Origin of the sequence: Streptomyces sp. NBC_01116, assembly GCF_041435495.1 — a bacterium.
GTDB lineage: Bacteria > Actinomycetota > Actinomycetes > Streptomycetales > Streptomycetaceae > Streptomyces.
The window spans coordinates 8,018,434-8,042,028 of sequence record NZ_CP108644.1 but is presented as its reverse complement, the minus strand read 5'-3'; the positions used below and the strand labels follow the sequence as shown (position 1 = coordinate 8,042,028).

Below are 23,595 nucleotides of genomic sequence, written 5' to 3'. Positions count from 1 at the left end.
CCGGCCCCCATCGCCCCTACCACCCCACCGACCGCAGGAGTTCGCCATGCCGCAGCCCCCACCCGCCTCGCCCCACGCACCGCCGCGCCTGCTGGTCTCCGACCATGTCGCCGGCCGGATCAGCCTGCTGGACCTCCCGGACGGCACGGAGCGCGCCGAGCTGCGCCACCGGCACCTCTCCGAGCACGCCGGCTTCCTCGCCCTGCCGGGCGACCTCACCGCCTGCGTGGACGACCGGGCGGGCGAGCTGCTGGTGCTCGACCCCTACGGCCCCGGCGCCGGCCGGCCGCTGGTCCGGCGGCGGATACCGGTCGCGGTCCCCGCCGAACACCTGGCGGCCGCCCCGGGAGGCCGGCTTCTCGCGGCGACCACCGGTCTCGGCCGCAACGAGGAGGCATGGACCGGGCTCCTGACGGCCGTCGACCTCGACGCACCGGACGGCGCCGTCGCCGTACGCGTACGGGGGCGGACGGGCGAGCCGGGGGTCACGGTCCTCGGTGGACCGTCCCCCCTCGTGGTGCTGCGCCACCGGGAGCCGGGCGAGCTGCTGGCCCACCGGCACCCCGACCTGATGCGCTCGGCCCCCGCCTGCCCTCCGGCGGTCCCGGCCCAACGGGTCGCCCTGCCGGACGACGACGGCCACGGCGACGCCCACGACCCGCTCACCGGCCGGGTGTTCGCCGCCGCCGGGTCAGGAGTGCATCGCGCACGACGGGAAGGGGACGGCCTCGTCCGCGAGGACCCCCTGCCCTGGTCCGCCGACGGACGTTCCGGCGGACGCGGCCACTACCTGCGGCTCGACCCCGTGCGGCGGATGCTCTGGTCCTGCGTGCGCGGCGGACCGGGCGACCCCGGACAGTGGCCCCACTGGTCCAACGACGCCTGGTGGCACCACCTCGACACGGGCGTGACGGGCCGGCTGGACCTGGGCCCCGGGCTGGTCTTCCGGCTCGCGGTGGCCGCCCGCCACATCGCGTTCACCCGGGTCCACCCGGACGGCGACGAGCTCGTCCTGCTCACCGCGCCCCCGGTCGCCGGATCCCGCCCGGAGGTCGCCGTGCGCCTGCCCCTGCCCGCCATGTCCGGCGCACCCAGGCCCGGCGGGACCCCCTGGGACGGCGTACAGCGGCGGGCCGTCGCCGCCTCACCCGGCGGGGACCTGGTCGCGGTCAGCCGGGGAGGCCATGGCGAGGTCCACGTCTTCGACGCGGACCGGGCGGACCTGCTCACGACGTTGAACGTCCCGACACCCCTGGACGACGGAGGGCACCTCGCCCTCCTCACCCCCGGGGACAGGGCCCACCTCGACCCGGTCGGGCGCTGAGAGACGCGACGCGGGTGGTGGCGCGACGCGACCGCCGTACCACCACCCGCCCCGGCGTTCGGGCCGGTGTCACCAGGAGGACTTGGTGACTCCCGGGAGGAATCCCGCGTGGGCCTGCTCACGCATCCGGACCCGGGAGAGCCCGAACCTGCGCAGGTGACCGCGGGGCCTGCCGTCGACGCTGTCGCGGTTGCGCACCCGCGTGGCGCTGGCATCGCGCGGCTGACGCCGCAACTCCTGCACGGCCGCGTCCCGTTCGCGCTCCGGCGTACCGGGCCGGCGGATGATCTCCTTCAGCTCGGCCCTGCGGGCCGCGTAGCGGTCGACGGTCGCCCGCCGTCGGTCGTTCCGCGCGATCTTGCTCTTCTTCGCCATCAGACCTTCCCTCCCCGCGCACGGATGCGCGCGACCGCGGCCTCGACGCCGATGCTGTCGACGGTCCTGATCGCCCGGGCGCTCAGCGTGAGGCGCACATAGCGGCCCTCGCCGGGCAGCCAGTACCGCTTGCGCTGGATGTTCGGGTCGAACCGGCGGGAGGTCCGGCGGTGCGAGTGGGAGATGTTGTTGCCGAATCCCGGCTTCGAACCGGTCAGTTGGCAGTGGGCGGACATGGAAAGTTACCTGCCTCTCCTTCGACGCATCCATTATTGAAAATGGAAACCATTGCCATATAGTAGCGCCCATGGCTCGCAACGAAGTACGCCCGGTCATCAAGCTCCGCTCCACCGCGGGGACCGGCTACACCTACGTCACCCGCAAGAACCGGCGGAACGACCCCGACCGGATGGTGCTGCGCAAGTACGACCCGGTCGCCCGCCGCCACGTCGACTTCCGCGAGGAGCGCTGAGGCCGGCGAAGGCCCCGGCGCTCCCCCGCCGCACCCCCGCACCCCCGCACCCGACCCCAGGACACCTTCATGAAACCCGGCATCCACCCCTCCTACGGCCCCGTCGTCTTCCGCGACAGGGCCGCCGACTTCGCGTTCCTCACCCGCTCGACCATGACCAGCGACCGCACCGTCACCTGGGAGGACGGCAACACCTACCCGGTGGTCGACGTGGAGATCTCCTCCGCGAGCCACCCCTTCTACACCGGCACCGCCCGCGTCCTGGACACCGCCGGACGCGTCGAGCGCTTCGAACGCCGCTACGGACGTGGTGAGGCCCGATGAGCGGGCACCGCACGAAACTGCCCGTCGTCATCGTCTGCGGCCTGCACTCAGAGGCACGCCGCGACGTGGTGGAAGGCCTGCTGCGGGACGTCCCGCACAGCGTCGCGCTGCACCACGACCTCTCCACGGCAACCGGCGGCACGGTACGCCGCTCCCTGCGGGATTCCGGCGGCGAGCTGGACTCCGGCGAGACGCCGCTGGTGAACGCGTGCGCCTGCTGCGCGATGCGCGAGGACCTCGTCCCCGAACTCGAACGCCTCGCGGGGGACGGGCGGACCCGCCTCGCCGTCCTGGAGCTCTGGGACTCCGTCGAGCCGAAGTCGATGGCCGAGGTGATCGCCGCGCACACCACCGCCGCCGAGGTCACCGGCGTGTTCGCGGCGGTCGACCCCACGCTCGTCCTGCCCTGCCTCTCCAACGGCGACGATCTGGCCGAGGCCGGTCTCGCGGCGGCGCCCGCCGACCGGCGGACCATCGGCGACACCTGGGCCCGGCAGGTGGAGTACGCGCCCGTCCTGGCCGTGGCGCCGAGCCAGGCGACCGACGACGAGGACCTCGCCCTGATCCGGCAGCTGAACCCGACGGCCCGCCAGGCCGCTTCCGGATCCGCCGAGTTGGCCCGGCTCGCCTTCGCGGGCTTCGACGTGGAGGCGGCGGACGCGGGCCAGCACCCGGCCTGTGCGCTGCTTCCGCAGGAGGCCGACGAGGCAGGGGTGGGCACGCTCGTCTGGCGACGGCACCGGCCGTTCCACCCCGAGCGCCTGCTCGACGCCCTGGAGGACCTGAGCTGTGCGGCGGCCCGCAGCCGGGGCCGGTTCTGGCTCGCGGACCGGCCCGACACCCTGCTCTCCTGGGATGCCGCGGGCGGCGCGCTCTGCGTGGAGAACACCGGCCCCTGGCTCGCCTCGCTCCCGGACGCCGCCTGGTCCATGGTGCCGCCCTACCGGCGGGCTGCCGCCGCGCTGGACTGGCACCCGGAGCACGGCGACTGCTGCCAGCACCTGGTCTTCGTCTCCCCGGGCCTCGACCGCGACGGCCTGACCGGCCTGCTGGACTCCTGCCTGCTCACGGACGAGGAGTACGGCTCCGGCCGGGAGGCGTGGAAGAGCCTGCCCGCCGCGTTCGACGCACTCCTCGACCCGGTCCACTGACGCCCGCGCACCGTCCCCGTACCCGTCCCCCGCGACGCGCGACCCGAACGACCACCGACCACGCACACCGCACACCGCACACAGAGCACCGCACACCGAGCACCGAGCACCGAGCACCGAGCACCGAGCACGAGGAAGCCCCATGGCCCGTCAGCAGGACCCCCGCAAGCCGCTCAAGAACCGCCCGAATTCCCTGGACGCCGCAGGGATCACGTACATCGACTACAAGGACACCGATCTGCTGCGGAGGTTCATCTCCGACCGCGGGAAGATCCGCAGCCGCCGGGTCACCCGGATCAGCGCCCAGCAGCAGCGGCAGGTGGCCGCGGCCATCAAGAACGCCCGCGAGATGGCCCTGCTGCCGTACACCGGATCCGCGACGGGCACGTAGCGCGCGACGCCCCGCCACGACGTGCCCGCCGTCGCGGCGAGGCAGCCCCGCGGCTCGGGATGCACCAAGGCGGCAGCCCGGCGACCATGGACCCATGGCCAGAGAAACCCCCGAAAGGGGCGGTCCGCGTCCTGGATCGCCGGAACCGGCGGCAGGGGGCCTGCGGGGCGGCCCGCCGAACCAGGGCCTCGCTCTCACGGCCATGCTGTTCGCCGTGTCGATGACCTTCATCGACCAGACCATCGTGGCGATCGCGGCCCCGGACATCATCGACGAACTCGGGCTCACCTCCTCGCAGATGCAGTGGGTCGTCAACGCCTACCTGCTGACGCTGGCCGCCTTCTTCGCCCTGGGCGGGCGGTTGTCCGACCTCTTCGGGCACCGCCGCGTGATGCTGATCGGCACACTGGTCTTCGTGACCGCCTCCGCGCTGTGCGGTGCGGTGCCCTCCGGGGGCTTCGCGCAGGCCTGGCTGATCGGCTTCCGCGCCGTCCAGGGCATCGGCGCGGCCCTGATGTTCCCGGCCGCGCTCGCCGTGGTCATCGCCGTGTTCCCGGTGGAGCGGCGCGGACGGGCCCTGGCCCTGTTCTTCGGGGTGTCCGGGGCGCTCACCGCGGTCGGGCCGCTGCTCGGCGGCTGGCTCACCGGGTGGACCTGGCGGGCGATCTTCTGGGTCAACGTCCCCGTGGCCGTCGTCGCCGTCGTGCTGGCGGTACTGGCCCGCATCCCGGACCGGACCCGCCGCGAGCCCCTCGACCTGCCCGGAGCGGCGCTGGTCGCCGTCGGCATGGGGCTGACGGTGCTGGGGCTGCAACAGGCGTCGGCCTGGGGCTGGGACTCCGTCGCCACCTGGGCGTGCATCGCGGGCGGTCTGCTGGTGCTGGCGGCCTTCTGCCGACTGGAACTGCGCACGCGTTTCCCGTTGATCAACCTCAAGGTCTTCCGCGACCTGGCGTTCCGGGTGGACAACGCCGTGCTGTTCTTCGCCATGATGGCCTTCGTCCCGGTGTTCTTCTTCGCCTCCGTGTACGCGCAGGTCTCGCTGAGCGCGTCGCCGAACCAGGCGGCGCTGTATCTCCTGTACTTCTTCATCGGCTTCGGGCTCGCCTCCCAGTGGGGCGGCCGGATCCTCGACAAGCGCGGCGCGCGCCCCGCGATGAAGCTCGGCACGGCGCTCGGCGCGGTCGGATTCGCCCTGTGGGCCGGGAAGTTGACCACGCTGTCCATGCATGACCAGTGGCTGTACGCGGCGATGGCGGGCGCGGGCATCGGGCTGCTGCTGGCGCCGGCCTCGACCGACGCCGTGAACCGGGCGATCGACGCGAGTTATGGCGAGGTCACCGGCATCACCCAGACCGTACGCAACTTCGCGGCCAGCATCGGGCTGGCCGTCTTCGGCACCGTGCTGACCCACAGGACGATCACGGAGGTGGGCGGGACCCTGCGGGACAAGGGCGTGCCGGACGGTGCGTCGCACGGAGCCGCCGAGTCCGTCGCCCAGTCGGTGACCGGTCAGGCGGACTCCCGGGGGCCGTCCGGCACGGGACCGGTGGCCGAGACCGTACGGGACTCGATGTCGGCGATCCGGATGGACTTCGCCGAGGCGAACCAGTGGGTGTTCTACGGGATGGCCATCGCCCTGGGCGTGGCCTTCCTGATCTCGCTGCGCCATCCGGGGACCCGGGTGACGCAGGAGTCCTCCGACTAGCGAGAGGTCCGCCCGATGACTCGGGAGGGTCCGGTGACGAACCGGCCGGGGCGGGTCGCTGCCGGCCGCGGCGGAGACGGCCGGTGCGGCCGCACGGCTCCCGGCCGTCGTGAACGGGGGCGTGTGCGGGGCACGCGGGGCGGGGCGGATCGCCGTACGCGGTCGGGCGGGACGGAGTCGCGCTCCGTCATCCCGGCGTCGGCGCGCCCCGGTGGCTCAGAAGGCGAATACGGCGTTGTCGTTCATGCTGCCCGCCATCTCGCAGGCGTTGCCGTAGGTGGTGCTGAACTGGACCCGCTTGCCCTGCCAGACGCCGTGGGCGGTCACGACGAGCGGGTCCCACTGGCGGGTACAGGTCCGGTTCGACGGACCGGCGGTCAGTTCGGAGAACTCCCCCTGGACCGCGGCCAGTTCCTGGCAGGCCGCGGCGGGAGCGGGGTGCGTTCCCCCGGCGGTGGGGGCGCAGGTGAGCGTCACGGCCCGCTCGACGGTGGCCGTCAGCGCGTCATCCCCGCGGGCCACGGTGAGGACGAGGGCCGAGGGCGCGTAGAGGCTCTCGGCCCTGGCCGGTGCGGCCTGGGCGGTGGCGGTCGCGAGTCCGGTGAGCAGAAGGGTGCTCGCCGTGACGGTTGCGAAGACTGCCTGAGGGTTGCGTCGCATCGGTGAAGACTCCTTGGTCGTGTGCCTGATTGCGGTCAGGAGTCTTACGCATGCGGAAAGTAAGCGCACATCGACGGCCAGCTTCCAGCCGCAGACGGGCGTTCGAGCCGACCGAATGGTCATTCGGGCAGCTCAGGCACCTCGCGCGAGCCGTCCAGCATATGGACGAACTTCGGCGGTTCAACGCAGAACTACCGCCTGACCTGCACACACGAAGAGATCCCCCGATGCGCCACATAGCCGCTTCGGCCGGAAAGTACCGCCACCCGGAGCCACGCACCCTCGCGAGGCCCGCGACCACCTCCTCGGCGGCGACCACCGACGACCGCGCCGCGAACCGCCCGCGGGTCACGCGGAGGACACGATTCCGAATCCCGCTTGACCTGGGCAATTTAGGGTAGGCTAACCTCACGGTCGTGATCGTTCCTGCCCTCGACCGAGAAGACCCACCGCCACGTCGGCGCTCCGCGCCCGCTGCCGGTGCCACCGCCGTGCCCACCGCCGCCCCCGGGCCCGGCCCGGCCGCGCCCTCCGCCACGCCCGACGTCGGCCTCGACGCCCGCGACATGACGATCGCGTACGACCGCACCGACGTCGTGCACGGGGCCGACCTGCGGCTGCCGCGTGGCCGCGTCACCGCGCTCATCGGGCCGAACGGCAGTGGGAAGTCCACCCTGTTGCGGGCCGTGGCCCGGCTGCACAAGGCCCGTACCGGCAGCGTGACCGTGGCGGCCGGGGCCGAGGACGCCACGCCCGTCGACGCCCTCGCCCTGTCGCGCTCCGACTTCGCCCGCCGTGTCACGCTGCTCGCGCAGAGCCGGAACGCGCCGGCCGGTCTCAGCGTGCGCGACGTGGTCGGATTCGGCCGGCACCCCTACCGGGGCCGGCTCCGGGGAACCGATCCGGACGGCGCCCGCATGGTCGAACACGCGCTGGCCGTCACGCATCTCACCGAGTTCGCCGACCGCGGGGTGGAGAGCCTGTCCGGCGGGCAGCTGCAACGCGTCTGGTTCGCCTGCTGCCTGGCCCAGGACACCGACGTCCTCCTCCTCGACGAGCCGACCACCTATCTCGACCTGCGCTACCAGGTCGAGATCCTCGACCTCGTACGCGACCTCGCCGACAGCCACGGCGTCACGGTCGGCGTCGTCCTGCACGACCTGGACCAGGCCGCCGCCGTGGCCGACCAGGTCGTCCTCCTCTCGTCCGGGCGGATCGTCGCCGCGGGCACGCCCGCGGAGGTGTACGCCCCCGAGCGGCTCAGCGACGCGTACGGCATCCGCATCGACGTCGAGCCCGACTCCTCCACCGGCATCCCGCGCACCCGCGCGGTCGGCCGCCACCACCTTCGTTCCGAAAGGCCCTGAACACCCTCATGAAGAACCAGTACCTGACGTGGCCCGCCCTCGCCGCCGCGGCAGCACTCGCCCTCACGGCCTGCGGCACCACCGAGGCGCCGAAGAAGGAGTCCGCCAAGGACAGCGCGGTGACGATCACCGACTCCCGCGGCAAGGAGATCACGCTCGACGGGCCGGCGACGCGCGTCGTCGGCACCGAGTGGAACGTCGTCGAGTCGCTCGTGACCCTCGGCGTCCAGCCGGTCGGCGTGGCCGACGTCAAGGGCTACACCGCCTACAACACCGCCGCGCCGCTCACCAAGGGCGTCAAGGACATAGGCACCCGGGGCGAGCCCAGCGTCGCCACCGTCGCGAGCCTCAAGCCCGACCTCATCGTCGCCACCACCGACCTGTCCGACTCCGCCATCGCGCAGCTGTCCAAGGCCGCCCCGGTCGCCGTGGTCCGCTCGGCCGACGCGAGCCGGCAGATCGACCAGATGGTCGACACCGTCGAGCTCATCGGCAAGGCCACCGGCAAGGAGGACAAGGCCGAGTCCGAGGTCGCATCCTTCCGCAAGGCGGTCGCGGACGGCAGGAAGAAGCTCGCGGACGCCGGTCTCGACGGCGAGAAGGTCGCCTTCGCCGACGGCTGGCAGGAGGGCAACCAGGTCTCGGTGCGCCCGTACGTCAAGGGCTCGCTGCTCGCCGACGTGAACACCGAACTCGGTCTCGTGGACCCGTGGAAGCTGAAGGGCGACAAGGCCTACGGCCTGGCGGCGACCGATGTCGAGGGCCTCACGAAGATCGGCGACGCGCGGTTCGCGTACATCGCCAACGACTCCGACGGCGGCGACCCGTTCGCCGACGGCCTCAAGGACAACGCGGTGTGGAAGTCCCTCCCGTTCGTCAAGAACGACGAGGTCCACCGGCTGCCCGACGGCATCTGGATGTTCGGCGGCACCGCGTCGATGCGTGAGTACATCGACGCCCTCGTCGGCGCGCTGACCGCCTGACGATGAGCACACGCACCACAACCGCCCCGCCCGCCCCGGTGAAGACCGGGGCGGGCGCGGCCGGTCCGGCCGGGGGCGGGTCCCCGGCGGCCGGCCCGCCGGCCCGTCGCGGCCGGATGTTCCTCCTCGCGGTCACGGGGATCGTCGCGCTGGCGGCCCTCGCGATCGTGCACGTGGGCCAGGGCACCGCCGCCGTCGACCTGCACACGCTCTGGCAGTTGGCCACGGGGGCCGCCTCCGACCGGAGCGCCGACGAGCAGACGGCCGCCGTCGTCCTGGACTCCCGGCTGCCCCGGCTCGCCGCGGGGCTCCTCGTGGGCTGCGCGCTCGGCGCGGCGGGCGCGGCCCTCCAGTCGGTGTCGCGCAACATGCTGGCCTCCCCCGACACGCTCGCCGTGAACGCGGGCGCGTACCTCGCGGTCGTCGCCGTCGCCGCGTTCGGGATCACGCTGCCCGCGCTGCCGGCCGGGGCCACGGCGTTCCTCGGCGGGCTGCTGGCGGCGGGCGTCGTCCTCGGCCTGTCCCGGGCGGGGGCCGGACCGATCCGGCTGGTGCTGGCGGGTTCGGCGCTCACCCTCGCCCTGTCCGGGCTGAGCGGGATGCTGCTGCTCCTGCGCTCCCAGCAGACGACCGGGCTGTTCGCCTGGGGCAACGGCTCGCTCGCCCAGATCGGCATGCAGTCCATCGACCGGCTCGCCCCGGTCGCGCTCCTGGCGTTCGCCGGGCTCATGCTGATGGGCCGCCGGCTGGACATCCTGGCCCTCGGCGACGACGGAGCCGCGGTCGTGGGGGTGAGCCCCCGGCTGACCCGCAGCACGGCCGTGATCCTCGCGGTGCTGCTGGCGGCGGTGTCCGTGGCGGTCGCGGGGCCGGTCGGCTTCGTCGGGCTGTGCGCGCCCGCCGTGGTCCGCCTGCTCAGCACGTGGATCCCGGGCCTGGTCCGGCACCACGCGTTCATCCCCGCGTCGGCGCTCGCGGGTGTGCTGGTCGTGCTCGGTGCGGACGTGGCCCTGCGCGCGGTGTTCGGCGCCCAGGCGGGTGCCGAGGTGCCCACCGGCATCGTCACGACCTGCTTCGGCGCGCTCGTCCTGATCGTCCTGGCCTACCGGTCGCGCGACATGGGCACGGACAGCGGCTCGACGGCGTTCGCCCGGCTGCGCGGTCGCCGGGCGTTCGTCCTCACGCTGGTGGCGACGGTCGTGGGGCTCCTCGGCGCGGTGGTGGCGGCGACGCTCTTCGGCGACGCGACGCTGCTCCTGGGCGATGTGGGCAACTGGCTCACCGGCCGGGCGGGCCAGTTCGTCGGTTACGTCCTCGACACACGCGTCCCCCGGGTCGCGGCGGCCCTGCTGGCCGGTGCGGCGCTGGCCGTCGCGGGTGCCGTCGTCCAGGCGGTGTCGCGCAACCCGCTGGCGGAGCCGGGCGTCCTCGGCGTCGTCAGCGGTGCGGGGGTCGGGGCGGTCGCCGTCCTCACCGTCGTACCGCTGGCGAGCTTCTGGCTGATCGGCGGCTCCGCGCTGGCCGGTGCGACGGCCGCCGCGGCGCTGGTGTTCGGTCTCGCCGCACGCCGCGGGCTGGAACAGAACCGGCTGGTGCTGATCGGCATCGGCGTCCAGGCCGGGGCGGGCGCGTTCGTGAGCCTGCTGATCGTGCTCACCGACCCGTACAACGAGACGAAGGCGCTGGCCTGGCTCGGCGGTTCGACGTACGGGCGAACGTTCCCCGAGCTGATCCCGGTGCTGGTGGGCCTGGTCGTCGCGCTGCCCGTCCTCGCGTTGATGCGCCGCGAGCTGGACCTGATCGGGCTGGACGACGAGACGCCCGCCCTGCTCGGCGTGCGGATCGGCGCGACCCGGCTGGCGCTGCTGAGCCTGGCCGTCCTCCTGACGGCGGGTGCCGTGGCGGCGGTCGGCGTGATCGGTTTCGTCGGCCTCGTCGCCCCGCACGCGGCACGTGCCCTGGTGGGCCGCAGTCATGTGCGGGTCGTTCCGGTGAGCGCGCTGCTCGGCGCGCTGCTGGTGGTCGTGTCCGACCTGGTCGGCCGGGCGGTCATCGCCCCGGCGCAGATCCCGGTCGGACTGCTGACGGCCGTGATCGGCGCCCCGTACTTCATCTGGCTGCTCTGGCGGTCGCGGCGCGAGGGGTGAGCGCGAGCTTTCCCGGTTCCGGAGCCGCGCGGTCGTCGACCGCGCGGCTCCGGCGTTTCCCCGGGGAGGGGTTGCCGGCAGCGCCCTCCGTCAGATGTGGGAGAGGAGTCCGTCCAGCGGTCCCGGCGGTCGCGCGAGGTCCAGCGCCCGGGTCAGCGCTCGCGCATAGTGCTCCTTGCGGCCGCCGATGGTCCCCATGAAGCGCCGCAACTGCGCCTCGACCGTCCGCTCCCGCTGGGCGGGCTGGCGTTGGAAGATCCGGAACGTGCGCAGGTCCCCCTGGTCGTCGATGACCTGCCGGACGCCGTCCGTGCCGAGCGCCCGGATCAGCTCGTCCTCCAGGTCGGCGCGGCAGGTGAAGAAGCCCAGCGCCGCCAGGTCGTCGGAGGTCCGGGCGGTGCCGAAGCCGGTCCGCTCCAGGCCCTGGACGAAGAAGCGCTGCTCCGCCGCGTCGCACAGGCCCGCGGGCCGGACGTCGAGCCCGTCGGGCCCCAGCAGGCGCAGGAAGCGGGTGATGCTGGTGGCGCCCCCGAGCGGCACGACCACGACGCCCTCGGCGCTCAGGCGGCGCCCCTGACGTTCGGCGAGGGCCTCGACGGCCGCCCGGTCGCTGACGCCCTCGACGAGCACCACGGTGCGCAGGCCCAGGACGGCCGCGAGTTCACGGGCGGCCCCGGCCTCGGCGGGCGCCGGCGGGTGCCCGTCTCCCGCGGCCCAGGTGATGACCGTCTGCCGGAAGCGCGTCGCTGTGTCCACGGGGCCAGTCTCGCACCGTGATCCGCGGGTACGGAAAGGTTTTTCCGGTACGTCGCCGAGGGCTTCCCCGGGTACGTCAACGGGGTACGGGAGGGCGCCGCGCCAGGTACAGCCCGACGCCGAGTGCGAGTGCCAGCACACAGCCGGCGAAGGTCAGCCCGGCGTTCCTGAGCCCGATACCCAGGGTGAGGGCGCCGACGCCGACCACGGGCAGGGAGATGCCGAGGTAGGCGATGACGAAGAAGGCGGAGACGGTCGCGGCCCGGTGCTCGGCCGGCGCGGCGGCGCTGATCGCCGTCACCGCGCCCCGGAACGCGAGCCCCTGGCCGAGGCCGCCGCACAGCGCACCGGCGACGAGCAGGGGAAGCGAGGCGAACAGCAACGAGGCTCCCACCAGCAGGAGTCCGGCGACCAGCACGAAACAGCCGCCCGGCAGGGCACGCCGTTCCCCGACCCGTCCCATGAGCGCCTGCCCGGCCGTCGAGGCGAGGAAGACGGAGAAGACGACGAGTCCCGCCAGGGCCAGGTTGTGCACGTCGAGCGTCTCGGACACGAACGCGGGGGCGACCGCCGTGAAGAGGCCCAGCAGGGAGAACCCGGCGAAGGCGGCCAGCGCCGAGGTGGCGAACACGCCGCGCATCGCGGGCGGGACGGCCAGTCCCTGAGGGCGCAGCCGCACTCCCCGTACCCGGGAGCAGGCGACCGTCTCGGGGAGGAGCCAGGTCAGCACGGCGGCCACGGCGATCAGCGCCAGGTGCACGAGGAAAGGGAGCCGCAGGGGCCAGGGGGCGTACTCGGCGAGCAGCCCGGACAGCAGCGGGCCGCACCCCAGGCCGCCCATGTTGGCGGCGGTCGCGGCCAGTCCCGCCCGCGCCGCGCGCCCCGGCGGGGCCAGTTCCATCACGGTGACGGTCGCCGCGCCGCTCAGCAGTCCGGCGGCGAACCCGGAGAGGAGCCGTCCGGCGAACAGGGCGGGGAGCCCGCCCTCGAAGAGGAAGCAGAGGGCGCTGGCCGCCGAGAAGACCAGGGCGGCCAGGAGGACGGGCCGGCGCCCGGCCTCGTCGGAGACGTTCCCGGCGAGCAGCAGGGTGGCGATCACGCCCAGGGCGTAGACGGCGAACACCACCGTCACCATCAGTTCGGAGAAGCCGAGCCGTTCCCGGTAGAGGCCGTAGAGCGGTGTGGGCAGTGTGGTGCCCGCCATGCCGATGGCGAAGACGACCGCCGCGGCCGGGTAGCCGAGGCGCTTCCTCCGGTGGGCGGAGCCGGGCGTCCGGCTCATGCGTCGGGCGGAGGGTCCGTCGGGGCGGCGGAGGTGATGTGGGTGAGCGCGCACAGCCAGCGGCCGTCACGCCGGACGAAGACGTCCGTGACCCATTCGTCGGCGTCGAGGCGACGGCCACCGTAGTGGGCGGTGTTCGTCATCCGCGCGGTGACCGTGGCGGTGTCCCGGTGGACGCGGACCCTCGACGGACCGATGGTGCGCATCGCCGAGTGGGTCAGGTCGCCGGACGCGACGTAGCCGAGGAACGCGTCGCGGTCCGTGATGCCGGACTCGGAGACGATGACCCATTCGTCGGCCATGAAGGCGTCGATCCGCGGCACGTCGTTCGAGACGATCGCGGCGGACCACTCCTCCACCAGGGCGACGAGCCGGGCCCGGACCGCGGGGTCCTGGGCGTCGGCGCCGTCCGGCGGCGGTCCGGAGCCGGCTCCGCTGTCTTCCATGGTCCGAGCGTAACCGTGAGGTGCGCGGGTCGCAGTTCATGGGCGGCCGGGTGGACGGCCGCCCCTGGACCGGGCGGGCACGGGGCGGTACTCACGGGGCCGGTGGCTCCGTGCGTCCGTCCAACGGGCCGCCCTCGTCCGTGGCGGTCACGTCTCCTGCTCCTCGGCCCGCGGGCCGGCCGGGCAGCTCACGGCAGCGGACCATGAAGGACCGCTCGAAGACGATGACGGTCTCCCCCGTCGACTTCGTGCCCGTCGTCTCCACCGTGATGATCCCCTGCCCCGGCCGGGACCGGGACAGCCGTTTGTCGAGGATGCGGCTCGTCGCGTAGAGGGTGTCGCCGACGAAGACGGGGCTCTTCAACCGGACCCTGTCCCAGCCCAGGTTGGCCACCGCCCGCGCCGACAGCGCCTGCACGGTCATCCCGCCGACCAGGCACAGCGTGATGCCGCTGTTCACCAGGACCTTTCCGTACTCGGTGCCGGCGCCGTAGTGCTGGTCGAAGTGGAGCGGGTGCTGGTTCATCGTCAGCAGGGTCAGCCAGGTGTTGTCGGCCTCGGAGAGGGTGCGGCCCGGCCAGTGCCGGATCACCATGTCCGGCTCGAAGTCCTCGTAGTCCCCGCCGTGTTCCTCGGCGTACTCGTTGTCCTTGACGTGGCGCAGGGTCATGCGGCATCTCTCCGGTGACGTCACTCGGTCGGGGGCGGCGCGGAGTGGCGCGCCGGTACGCGGGTCAGGCCGTGCGGGGTGCTGCCGTCAGATCGCCACCATCACGTTGTCGGAGCTGCTCGTTCCGCCCCGGACGCTGACGATCCCGGCGGAACCGTCGCCGAAGAACCGGCAGAACAGCCCGGCCGGCCGGCCGCCGAACACCAGGGGCCCCAGCACCGGGGCGACATCGGCGTCGTACGGCTCGTCGACCCCGTCGGCGATCAGCGCGACCCGGCAGGTCTCCGGCCGCACGAACTCCTGCACCACGCTGGTGCGGCCCTCGACGGCCTCGGCGACGGCCGACTCCCAGGCGGCCTGTCCGGCCTCGCGGCCGATGACGACCTGTTTCCCGCTCTCCCCGAGGGCGGCCTTGAGCACCAGCCGTTCGCGGTTCTTCAGCACGAACGGCAGCAGGTCGACCTGACGGCCCTCGCGGTCGGTCCTGCGCTCCGAGAGGATCCGTGTCCACGGCAGGTACCGCTCGACGAGCCCGCGGTCTCCCTCGGTCATCCAGGGCCGCCCCTCCGACAGCAGCCCCATGGTGAGCTTGCTGTGCAGGAACGTCGAGGTCTGGGTGCCCACCAGCAGGCAGCCGTGGTCCAGCGCGTCCTGGACCGGTGCGGTGTCGAGGCCCGCGTCGAGCCAGTCCGGAAGGGTGAAGTTGCGCAGTCCGACCGGATAGCGCAGATGCGGGGCGCAGTCCCACGCCTCGGGCAGCTCCTCCGGCTCGAAGAAGCGTGCGGTCAGGCCGTGGCTGTTGTAGTAGTCGGCCTCCATCTCGAAGTACCGCCGCTCGACGCCGGTCACCCGGGCGCTGCCGACGACGGCCACCCTCGGCGCCACCGCCGACTCCGCGCTGAGCGACCGGAACATCTCGGCGCGTACGGCGAAGGGGCTCGGCGACCGGAACGGGGCCCGGCCCTCCTCGTCGGCGTGGAGTCCGCGCCACACGGCCAGACGGCTCTGGGTCTCCACCACGCCGCCGAGCGCACCGCTGACGTTGAACTCCAGGAACCGCGGTCCGTCGGGCCCGATGACCAGATCGGGGCGGACCACGGAGTCGGCGTACCGCTCCTCGACGAACGGGTCGCGCACCCACAGCCGGTCCTCGGTGGCGGGCATCCGGTAGGCCGTCAGCCGGTCGGCGGTGGTGTGCCCGCTCTCCAGGGCGGCACGGCGCAACAGGTCGACCAGCGCGACGCTCACCCGGAAGATCTCGGCGTAGGCCGCGCGCGGGATCGCCAACGGCGCCGCGGGAAGGACCTTCTGGTACGGCCAGCCGGTGTCCCGCAGCTCGTGCCGCAGCATCCGGCGGATCGTGTCCGCCGACGCGGCGGGCCGCAGCCGGTGGCGGCCGAACCACGGGTGCCCCTGTCCCGGGCCGAGGTCCTCATGCGTGCCCATCCGGCACTCCCTCCTCTGTCGGCGCGACGGCGGTCGGGCCGCCGCTTCCCCGCTCGGCCGTGCGGCGCTCCTCGAACAGCGCCACCGCGGCGGCGGTGTCCTCGATGGCCATGCCGACCGTGCGCAGGACCGTGGTGCGGCCGGCGACGTCGACCGCGCCGCTCACCAGGCTGCCCAGCTCGTGCAGGTCCTCGGCCTTGATCAGGCCGTCGGCCAAGGCGGCCCGGATCTCACCCGCGCCGTCCAGTGCCGCGGTCCGGTCCTCGACGACGGTCACGGCATCGGCCAGCAGGGCGGGGGCGAGCTCGACGGCGTCCGGGTGGGTGCCGCCGATCACGTTCACATGCGCCCCGGGGGTCACCCAGTCCGCCTCCACCACGGGGGTGGCGTCGTCGGTCGAGGTGGCCGTGCAGATGATCGCCGCGTCGGTGACGGCTTCCCTCGCGGTGCCGCAGACCGTCACGCGGACGGGCCGTGGTGCGGTGTCGCGGATCCAGTCGGCGAACTTCTCGGCCCCGGCGCGCGTGCGCGAGTGGACGCGGACGGTACGGATCGGGCGGACCGCCGTCACCGCCCGGAAGAGGGCGCGCGCCTGGACCCCCGCGCCGATCACCCCCAGGTCGTCGGCGTCGTCGGGCGTGCACCAGCGGGTCGCCAGTGCGGCGACGGCGCCGGTGCGGACGGCGGTGAGTTCGGCGCCGTCCAGGAGCGCGGTGATCTGCCCGGTCTCCAGGTCGGTGAGCGCGACGATCCCGTGGATCAGCGGCAGGCCGCGTACCGGGTTGTCGGGGGTGAGCGTGGTGACCTTGACGCTGCCCACCGCGCGCTGCTCCCAGACGGCGGGGCTGACCAGGAGGACGCGCCGGTCGCCGTGCTCGACCACCGTGCGGGCCGGGGAGCGGGTGCGGCCCGCGGCCAGGTCGACGAACATCTCGCCGAGCACGTCGACGACGCGGAGCATCCGCCGGGTTCCGGCCATGTCGGCGGCCCCGACCATCACGGGCGCGCTCACGCGGTTCCTCCGGTGCGGCCGCCGAACCGATTGGTCCAGGCGTCGTCGCGCGCCACCGTGGTGCGGGCCAGCCGGGCGAACGGCGGGCCGACCATGTTGCCCTCCAGGACGGCGATCCCGCCGTCGGCCGCCGTCACGGCCTCCACCACGCGGCGGGCCCGTCCCAGCTCGTCGGGCCGGGGCCGCAGGAGGCGGTTGATCACGTCGAGTTCGCCCGGGTGGACCGTCGCCTTGCCGTGGAAGCCGAGCGCCCGGGCCCGGGTGGTCTCCTCGGCGAGGACCGCCGGTTCGGCGAGCCGGTAGTTGGCGGTGTCGACGCACGCCGTGCCGTACCGGGCGCAGGCCATCGCCATCGCCTGCCGGGCGGCCAGCATGGCTTCCCAGCTGATGTCGACACCGAGTGTGGCGGCGAGGTCGGCCGAGCCGAGCACCAGGCCGTCGGCGGAGCGCGCGATGGGGTCGATGCGGGTGACCGCCTCGGCCGTCTCCACCGTCACGTAGATCTCGGGGGAGGCGCCCGCCGACGCCAGCATCCGGCGCAGCAGGACGACCTCGTCCGCCGAGGTCACCATCGTCATCAGGACGATGCCGGGCCGCACCGGGCTGTCGGCCAGCATCAGGACGTCCTGGACGCCCGCGAGGCTGCCGAGCTCGTTCATCCGCACGGCGACCTGTCCCGGCCTCGGCGTCTTCTCCAGCGCGGCCCGGCAGACCGTGCGGGCGGCCCGCTTGTCGGCGGGCGGTACGGAGTCCTCCAGGTCGATCAGGTGGACGTCCGCGTCGTACGACCAGGCCTTCACCACCTTGTCCGGCGAGAGGGCCGGCGTGTAGAGGATGCTGCGCGGGATCGCCCTCGGCGCCCCGGTCACCGGTTCACCGCCCCGGGGATCGTGCCCGCCGGGCGGGCCCCGGCCTCGACCAACGCGGTGCAGAGCCGCTTGATCTGATCCGTGCTCTGGCCGGCCCGCAGCATCACCCGCAGTCCGGCGGTACCGCGTGCGACGATCGGGAAGAAGACCGGTGAGGTGTAGAACCCGGCCGCGAAGACCTGTTTGGCCGCCTCGACGACCGTGTCGTCGCTCATCGGCACCACCCGGATCGGGTAGGTGGCCTCGGCCTGCTCGGTCTGGACGAGGGAGTCGAACAGCGCGATGTTGGACCGCAGGCGCGCCTGCAACCGGGTGAGTTCCCCGGTGCGGTGGATCTCGGCCGAGGCGAGTGCCGCACCGACCGCGGCGGCGTTCATCTTCTGCGAGTAGCCCAGCGGCCCCGCGAACCGTTCGATGAGCCGGCGGGTCTCCTCGGGGTAGCCGTCGAGCAGGATCGCCGTGCCTCCGGCCCCGAACCCCTTGGTCAGGGTCGCCACGGTGATGGTCCGCTCGTCGAGCACCGGGGAGTGGGTGCGTACGTAGCCGATGCCGCGCTCGCCGTACGCGGACAGTGAGTGCGAGTCGTCGTAGAAGACCAGGAGGTTGTACTTCTCCTGGAGTTCGGCCAGCTCCTCGACGGGCGCGTAGCCGCCGAGGCTGTCCGAGCCGTCCACCACGTAGCAGACGCGTTCATAGGTGCGGCACATGTCCGCGAGGAAGTCGAGGTCGTGGTGGCCGCAGGTCACGACCTCGCTCTCGTCGGCGCAGCTCGGTTTGGCGTTGCCGAGCGAGACATGGGCGTTCCTGTCGAAGACCATCAGCGGTCTGGTGCCGTTGCCGAGGTGCCCCGACGCGATCATCGGAAGCAGACCGGTGCTGGCCGCCGCGGTGGAGATCGCGCTGATGACCATCGCGCCGAACAGCTCGCCCAGCGACTCCTCCAGCTCCAGCAGTACCGGTGTCTGGACGCGGGTGCGCGGTATGCAGTGGTCGAGCACCCCGAAGCGGCGCAGCGAGGCGACCGCACCGTCGATGACCTTGGGGTGGGTGTCCAGGTCCAGGTAGGAGCAGACGGTGAAGTTGACGAATTCATGCCCGTCGGGCGTGTGGAACACGCCGTCCTCCAGGTCGCCGACGATGCCCGCGACCCCGTTCTCGTAGGACTTGCTCCAGAAGGTGTTGCCGATCCCGATGAGTTTGTCGTTGTTGCGGTACCGGTGGGTGGGGGTGATGGTCCTGCGCTCGCTCATCGGGAGTTCCCCTCGGTGGGCTTGTAGCTGTAGACGCCCTTGAGCCTCCGGTAGGCGTACGTGTACAGGGCGACGCCGAGCACGTGCGGCCGGTGGAGGATCTTCTTGGACTTGAGCCAGAAGTTGACGTTGATGTTCATCTCGTCCAGCGACTCGGCCTGGTGCCACCAGCCGAGCGGCAGGTAGAGCATGTGGCCCGGTTCGAGGACGAAGTCGCGGCGCTGGGCGAGCTTGGCCGCGAGCCTCGGGTAGCGCGCCAGGTCGACGTCGTCGAGGTCGACCACGTTGGACTTGTCGCCGAACCCGCGCAGTACCGACCTCGGGTAGTAGGCCCGAACGCCGGGTGGGGCGATGATGAACCGTTTGCGGCCCTCCAGCGCGATGTTGAAGTTCTCGAACTCGTCGAAGTGGTTCTTGGTGAACACACCGCGGTGGCTGATCCACAGGTTGGCCGCGTACAGGCTGTCGCCGTAGCCGAAGAACTCCTCGGCGTCGAAGCCGATGACGGCGTTCACGTCGGCGGGGCTGCTGCGGATGTTCGACACCACCCGGTGCCAGGTGTCCGTGCTGGTCAGGTGCTGCTCGTCCGCGAAGAACTCGCGGAGCTTGATGTCGCGTGTCTCCCAGCGCCCCGGGTGGTTCTTGTCGCCCGGCTCGGTGAACAGGGTGACGGTCATCTCGGCCAGGCGCGCGGCCACTTCGTCCCGTCCGAGCCCCTGCACGTCGGCCGGCAGCTCGATCACCACGGGACGGTCGGCCTTGTACAGCCCCCGAGGGCCCAGGGCCAGGAATGCGTCGAACGACATACGGGTGACCTCGACACCCGCCGTCCCGTCCGACTCGGGCACAGCTTCCGGAACCGCCATGTCGCCGGTCCTCCTCTCTTCGCCGGGTCTCTTACCGTGTCAGCCGTCGGTCCCGCGGCCGCTCAACTCCGCGACCACGTCCACGATCAGGTCCTCCTGGCCGGCGATGGCCTGCCGCCGGCCGAGTTCGAAGAAGACTTCGCGCGGGTCCACACCCGCGGCTGCGGAGAGTTCGACGACCCGGTGCTTGAAGCCGGAGAACACTCCCGCCAGGCCGCTGACGATGCTCATCGAGGCGGTCACGGGTGGTGCGGGCATGAGTTCGCGCTCGGCGAGGTCGGCGGCGTCCAGGAGTGCGTACAGGTCGATGCCCGTGGCGAACCCGCTCCGCTCCAGCACCGGTACCAGCACTTCGAGTTGGGTGTTGCCCGCCCCGGCCCCGAAGCCGCGGGCGCAGCCGTCGATGATCAGGGCGCCCGCGTCGGCGGCGGCCACCGAGTTGGCGACGGCCATACCGAGGTTGTTGTGTCCGTGGAAGATCACCGGCACGGTGCCGACCGCCTCGACGATCGCCCCGATCCGCGCGGTGACGTCCGGAGGGAGGAAGTGCCCCGCGGAGTCCATGATCCCCACGGCCTGCGCCCCGTAGCCCACGGCCCGTGCGGCCTGTTCGGCCAGCTCGTCCGGCGAGGCCATATGGCTCATCATCAGGACGCAGTGGGCTTCGGCGCCCGCGTCCCGCAGGAAGCCCAGATGGTGTTCGGCGAGGGACGCCTCGGTGGCGTGCACTCCGACGCGGAAGACGTCGACCCCGTGGGCGATCGCCCGTCGCAGGTCGTCGGAGGTGCCCCAGCCCGGCAGCATGAAGGTGCCCAGCCGGCTGTGGCGCAGCGCCTCGCGGACCGTCGACAGCATCGCGTCGTCGGTCGCCGCCGCAAGGCCCACCTGCAACGAGGAGGCGCCCAGACCGTTGCCGTGGCCGACCTCCACCACCGGGATCCGCGCCGCGTCCGCCGCTTCCGCGTAACGGCGCAGGGCGGTCAGGCCGAGCTGGTGGCGGACGGCGTGCTGGCCGTCGCGCAGCGTCGGGTCGTGGATCACCACCCGCTTCACGACGTCACCCCCGTCCGGGACACCCGGTCCGGGCGGGCCGCGTACTGCTCGGCGACCAGGACGGCGGCGGCGTTGATGATGTCGAGGTTGCCCGCGTACGGGGGCAGGACGTCGCTGTGGGCCGTGACCTTGAGGACGATCGTCACCAGGTCCCCGGCCGCGGTGCAGGCGACGACCTCGTACCCGGGAGCGAAGGACCGCACCTGTTCGGCCGCCCGGTCGACCACCGCGCGCACCGCCGTCGGATCGGCGTCGGGCACCCGGGCGTGGATGACGGTCCGGAAGGTGGCCGGCGGTACCGCGGGGCTGATGTTGAGGATCACCTTGACGTCGCTCACACCGGAGAACGTCGTCACGGCGTGGCCGGTGGCCGTCACGTACTCGTCGAGGTTCAGCCTGGTCGCACGGCCGGCCACGTCACTCGCCACGGTCGACACGACCTCCAGGTACGTCACCGGGAAACGGGCCGCGAGCGCGTGCGCGACCGGAACGGCCGCTTGGCCGCCGCAGCTGATCAGATTGACGTTGCGCGCGGACTCGGCCGCGACCCCGGTCACGGTGGGCGCCACCATCTGCCCCACCTTGCTGGGGGTCAGGTCGATCACCAGCGTTCCGAGCGGCTCCAGCAGCGGCCAGTGGTCCCGGTGGGACGCGGCGCTGGTGGCGTCGAAGACGACGTCGAACGGGCTCGCCGCCGCCAGTACGGCCTCGATGCCGGCGGCGGTGGTGGCGCAGCCGAGGCTTGCGGCGTACCGCAGGCCCGCCGAGTCCGGATTGCGCCCGGCCACCAGTCGGCAGTCCAGGGTGGGCGACCGGTCGATCTTGCCGACCAGATCCCGCCCGATCGCGCCCGTGCCGATGACGGCGACCGTCACCGTCCCGACGACGCCCGGACGGGCGTTCCTCCGGCCCGCCACGAGACTCAACGCCGGCCTCCGAGGAGGAGGGTGTGGATCAGCGGATGACGTGAGAGGCGGCAGCGGGCGCCGGTCGTCCGTCTCGACGCACCGGGTTCGTAGGTTCTCATGAACGTTGTTCCCACCTTTCCATCTGCGCGCGGCTGCTCCGTGGCAGCCACGGTCCGCGTACGGCCAGGTGCCTCACCGGGGTGCCCGTCCGTTGCGGACCCCGCGCCGAAGCGGTCGGGCACGGTGCCTCCCGTGCGGACGTCGGTGCCGGTCGGCCGCCGAGAGGCGAGAGGTGTTCGGTGAGGCGAAACGCGGTCGGGTGCTTGGAGGACGAGGAATCACCAGCCGCAGGTGATCGCGCCGAAACAAGCGGCCCTGAGCACGAACCGGAGGCCTGACGCTGTGTGTTGAAGCCCCGTTGACGGCATGTCCTCCCCTGCACGCACGTCGCCGGCCGCCGATTCACCCGCCCAGCGGCGGTGAACATATCAGAAGACCGCAGGACACAACCCCCCTCATTCGTCAGCGGGTTGATCTTCCCGGGAGGTGCTCGGCGGCTTCGCCCCGGGCACGGGAGCCGCGGTCGCGCGCCTTTCCCGCCGGACCCGATCTTCCTCTCGACGCCGCCGTGGGCGCCGACTAGGCTCGGGATCCCCGTGCGCCCGCTGTGCGGGTCCCGGCGACCGACGGGCCGGTGGGGCGTCGACGGCGGGGCAGCCACATCGAAGGGGGAGGCAATGTACCGCCGGTCACACTGCCGCGCGCTTTCATGACCTCGTCGACGACCGACAGGGCCGACGCGCAACGGCCCGTGCTGGGACGTGACTTCTCCCGGCTGTGGTGGTCCGCCGCGGTCTCCTCGCTCGGCGACGGGGCCACGATCGCCGCCGCACCCCTGCTCGCCACCCGCCTGACCGACGACCCCCGTCTGATCGGCGCGGCCTCGGTCGCCTTCACCGCGCCGTTCCTGCTGTTCGGCATCCCGGCGGGGCTGCTGGTGGACCGCGTCGACATCCGGGCGATGATGGTGCGCGTCGACGTCGGCCGGGCCGTCCTGCTGGCCGTGCTCACCGCCGGAATCCTCGGTGGCTGGGGCGGATTGCCGCTGCTCTACGTCTGCATGTTCCTGCTCGGCGTCGGCGAGGTCCTCTGCCGCAACGCGGCGCAGGTACTCGTTCCGTTCATCACCCCGCAGGCCGGCCTCTCCACCGCCAACGCCCGCATCATGGCCGCGCAGGAGGCCGGCACCGGCTTCATCGGCCCGCTCGTCGGCGCGCTGATGTTCGGTGTGGCGACGGCCCTGCCCTTCGGTGTGGACGCGGCCACCTTCCTGTGTTCCGCCGTCCTGATCAGCCGCATCCGCCGCACCCGGCCCGTCAAGCGTGGACCGGACGGCTCCGGTGTGCTGTCGGAGATGCTGGCCGGCGCCAGATGGCTGTTCTCGCATCACCTGCTGCGCAGCCTCGCCCTGGTGTCCTGTCTGATCAACCTCGCCGGCAGCGCGATGCTCGCGGTCCTCGTGGTGCACAGCGGGAAGGAACTCGGCCTGGGTCCGTTCGGCTACGGCGTCCTGCTCGCCTGCCAGGCGGTGGGAGCCGTCCTCGCCTCCCGCTTCGCACCCGCGCTGACGGAACGTCTCGGCCGGGAGGGAGCGCTGGTCGCCACCGCCGTCCTGATCACCACGAGCGAGACGGTGCTCGCCGCCGTGCCCTCGGTGTACGCGGCCGGGGTCGCCCTGGCGATCTTCGCGTGCGGGACGGTGACGTGGAACGTCGTCGTGGTCGTCCTGCGGCAGACCCTGGTGCCGCAGCACCTGCTCGGGCGGGCGAACAGCGTGTACCGGCTCGTGGCCTGGGGCGGACTGCCCGTCGGTGCGGCGGCCGGCGGCGTCGTCGCCGCCGCGGTCGGCACCCGTGCCGTGTTCGGCGCCGGCGCGGTCGTCATGGCGGTGGTCGCGATGGGGCTCCTCGTCGGCGCCCGCCGACGGTGGATCACCCGCGCGGAGCCGGCTCCGGGCACGGCGCAGACGCAGACGCAGACGCAGACGGAAGCGGAAACGCAGACGGACTGAGCGGACACCGCACGCACACGCCGCACCGCGTCGGCCGCGGCACCGTACCGACCGCACGGCCCGC

At 72.8% G+C, this 23,595-nt stretch carries 24 protein-coding genes; 10 read left to right on the top strand and 14 right to left on the bottom strand.

All coding sequences use genetic code 11. The annotated features are described in order from the left end of the window. The first annotated feature begins 46 nt into the window (after positions 1-46). Entirely contained in the window at positions 47-1,324 is a 1,278-nt protein-coding gene (locus OG245_RS35205) for a hypothetical protein (RefSeq protein ID WP_371627392.1), read from the top strand. Positions 1,325-1,393: 69 nt separating this feature from the next. On the opposite strand, the gene rpsN is transcribed toward OG245_RS35205, so the two are convergent. Both rpsN and rpmB read right to left on the bottom strand, forming a co-directional pair. Continuing rightward, positions 1,394-1,699, bottom strand: coding sequence for a 30S ribosomal protein S14 (rpsN, locus tag OG245_RS35200; protein ID WP_371627391.1), 306 nt, complete (start codon positions 1,697-1,699; stop codon positions 1,394-1,396). Next, positions 1,699-1,935, bottom strand: coding sequence for a 50S ribosomal protein L28 (rpmB, locus tag OG245_RS35195; RefSeq protein ID WP_371627390.1), 237 nt, complete (start codon positions 1,933-1,935; stop codon positions 1,699-1,701). The genes rpsN and rpmB overlap by 1 nt, the downstream gene beginning before the upstream one ends. Before the next feature lie 71 nt (positions 1,936-2,006). Between rpmB and rpmG the strand changes: the two genes are divergently transcribed. From rpmG to OG245_RS35170, 5 genes are all read left to right on the top strand, one after another. Next, on the top strand, positions 2,007-2,171 hold the full coding sequence (rpmG, locus tag OG245_RS35190; RefSeq protein ID WP_003964410.1) for a 50S ribosomal protein L33: 165 nt from the start codon (positions 2,007-2,009) through the stop codon (positions 2,169-2,171). 69 nt (positions 2,172-2,240) lie between these two features. Next, positions 2,241-2,495, top strand: coding sequence for a type B 50S ribosomal protein L31 (locus OG245_RS35185; protein WP_371627389.1), 255 nt, complete (start codon positions 2,241-2,243; stop codon positions 2,493-2,495). Then, on the top strand, positions 2,492-3,646 hold the full coding sequence (locus OG245_RS35180) for a GTP-binding protein (protein ID WP_371627388.1): 1,155 nt from the start codon (positions 2,492-2,494) through the stop codon (positions 3,644-3,646). Before OG245_RS35185 ends, OG245_RS35180 begins: the two co-directional genes overlap by 4 nt. Positions 3,647-3,788: 142 nt before the next feature. Beyond that, entirely contained in the window at positions 3,789-4,037 is a 249-nt protein-coding gene (gene rpsR, locus OG245_RS35175; protein WP_371627387.1) for a 30S ribosomal protein S18, read from the top strand. Positions 4,038-4,131: 94 nt separating this feature from the next. Beyond that, a complete protein-coding gene (locus OG245_RS35170; RefSeq protein ID WP_371627386.1) occupies positions 4,132-5,745 on the top strand; it encodes an MFS transporter in 1,614 nt (537 codons plus the stop codon). 216 nt (positions 5,746-5,961) lie between these two features. Here OG245_RS35170 and OG245_RS35165 read toward each other — a convergent pair whose 3' ends face one another. Further along, on the bottom strand, positions 5,962-6,405 hold the full coding sequence (locus tag OG245_RS35165; RefSeq protein WP_371627385.1) for a subtilase-type protease inhibitor: 444 nt from the start codon (positions 6,403-6,405) through the stop codon (positions 5,962-5,964). Between the two features lie 416 nt (positions 6,406-6,821). On the opposite strand from OG245_RS35165, the gene OG245_RS35160 reads away from it, so the two are divergent. The 3 genes from OG245_RS35160 to OG245_RS35150 are packed head-to-tail and all read left to right on the top strand — an operon-like array spanning position 6,822 to position 10,902. Then, positions 6,822-7,772 carry an ABC transporter ATP-binding protein gene (locus OG245_RS35160; protein ID WP_371627384.1) on the top strand — a complete coding sequence of 317 codons (951 nt, stop codon included), beginning with the start codon at positions 6,822-6,824 and terminating at the stop codon, positions 7,770-7,772. 8 nt (positions 7,773-7,780) lie between these two features. Then, a complete protein-coding gene (locus OG245_RS35155) occupies positions 7,781-8,755 on the top strand; it encodes an iron-siderophore ABC transporter substrate-binding protein (RefSeq protein WP_371627383.1) in 975 nt (324 codons plus the stop codon). A gap of 2 nt (positions 8,756-8,757) precedes the next feature. After that, complete coding sequence (locus tag OG245_RS35150; protein ID WP_371627382.1) at positions 8,758-10,902, top strand: iron ABC transporter permease; 2,145 nt, start codon at positions 8,758-8,760, stop codon at positions 10,900-10,902. A gap of 90 nt (positions 10,903-10,992) precedes the next feature. Here OG245_RS35150 and OG245_RS35145 read toward each other — a convergent pair whose 3' ends face one another. From OG245_RS35145 to OG245_RS35095, 11 genes are all read right to left on the bottom strand, one after another. After that, positions 10,993-11,658 carry a TOPRIM nucleotidyl transferase/hydrolase domain-containing protein gene (locus OG245_RS35145; protein WP_371627381.1) on the bottom strand — a complete coding sequence of 222 codons (666 nt, stop codon included), beginning with the start codon at positions 11,656-11,658 and terminating at the stop codon, positions 10,993-10,995. 76 nt (positions 11,659-11,734) lie between these two features. Further along, positions 11,735-12,940, bottom strand: a complete 1,206-nt coding sequence (locus OG245_RS35140; protein WP_371627380.1) for an MFS transporter — start codon at positions 12,938-12,940, stop codon at positions 11,735-11,737. Further along, the gene (locus tag OG245_RS35135; RefSeq protein WP_371627379.1) at positions 12,937-13,386 is read right to left on the bottom strand and encodes a nuclear transport factor 2 family protein; all 450 of its coding nucleotides are present in this window, start codon (positions 13,384-13,386) and stop codon (positions 12,937-12,939) included. The genes OG245_RS35140 and OG245_RS35135 overlap by 4 nt, the downstream gene beginning before the upstream one ends. 91 nt (positions 13,387-13,477) lie before the next feature. Then, entirely contained in the window at positions 13,478-14,056 is a 579-nt protein-coding gene (locus OG245_RS35130; protein WP_371627378.1) for a MaoC family dehydratase, read from the bottom strand. Between the two features lie 87 nt (positions 14,057-14,143). Further along, positions 14,144-15,502, bottom strand: coding sequence for a hypothetical protein (locus OG245_RS35125; protein ID WP_371627377.1), 1,359 nt, complete (start codon positions 15,500-15,502; stop codon positions 14,144-14,146). Further along, a complete protein-coding gene (locus OG245_RS35120) occupies positions 15,489-16,514 on the bottom strand; it encodes an ornithine cyclodeaminase family protein (RefSeq protein WP_371627376.1) in 1,026 nt (341 codons plus the stop codon). The genes OG245_RS35125 and OG245_RS35120 overlap by 14 nt, the downstream gene beginning before the upstream one ends. Next, entirely contained in the window at positions 16,511-17,383 is an 873-nt protein-coding gene (locus OG245_RS35115; RefSeq protein WP_371627375.1) for a CoA ester lyase, read from the bottom strand. The genes OG245_RS35120 and OG245_RS35115 overlap by 4 nt, the downstream gene beginning before the upstream one ends. After that, positions 17,380-18,633 carry an aminotransferase class I/II-fold pyridoxal phosphate-dependent enzyme gene (locus OG245_RS35110; protein ID WP_371627374.1) on the bottom strand — a complete coding sequence of 418 codons (1,254 nt, stop codon included), beginning with the start codon at positions 18,631-18,633 and terminating at the stop codon, positions 17,380-17,382. Before OG245_RS35110 ends, OG245_RS35115 begins: the two co-directional genes overlap by 4 nt. Further along, positions 18,630-19,499 (bottom strand): cupin-like domain-containing protein, encoded by an 870-nt coding sequence (locus tag OG245_RS35105; protein WP_371627373.1) that lies wholly within the window; start codon positions 19,497-19,499, stop codon positions 18,630-18,632. The genes OG245_RS35110 and OG245_RS35105 overlap by 4 nt, the downstream gene beginning before the upstream one ends. 39 nt (positions 19,500-19,538) lie before the next feature. Beyond that, positions 19,539-20,552: a 4-hydroxy-2-oxovalerate aldolase gene (gene dmpG / locus OG245_RS35100; RefSeq protein WP_371627372.1), complete on the bottom strand. Its 1,014-nt coding sequence runs from the start codon at positions 20,550-20,552 to the stop codon at positions 19,539-19,541. Next, positions 20,549-21,478: an acetaldehyde dehydrogenase (acetylating) gene (locus tag OG245_RS35095; RefSeq protein ID WP_371627371.1), complete on the bottom strand. Its 930-nt coding sequence runs from the start codon at positions 21,476-21,478 to the stop codon at positions 20,549-20,551. The genes dmpG and OG245_RS35095 overlap by 4 nt, the downstream gene beginning before the upstream one ends. Before the next feature lie 751 nt (positions 21,479-22,229). Here OG245_RS35095 and OG245_RS35090 point away from each other — a divergent pair. Then, positions 22,230-23,531, top strand: a complete 1,302-nt coding sequence (locus OG245_RS35090) for an MFS transporter (RefSeq protein ID WP_371627370.1) — start codon at positions 22,230-22,232, stop codon at positions 23,529-23,531. Positions 23,532-23,595: the final 64 nt, after the last annotated feature.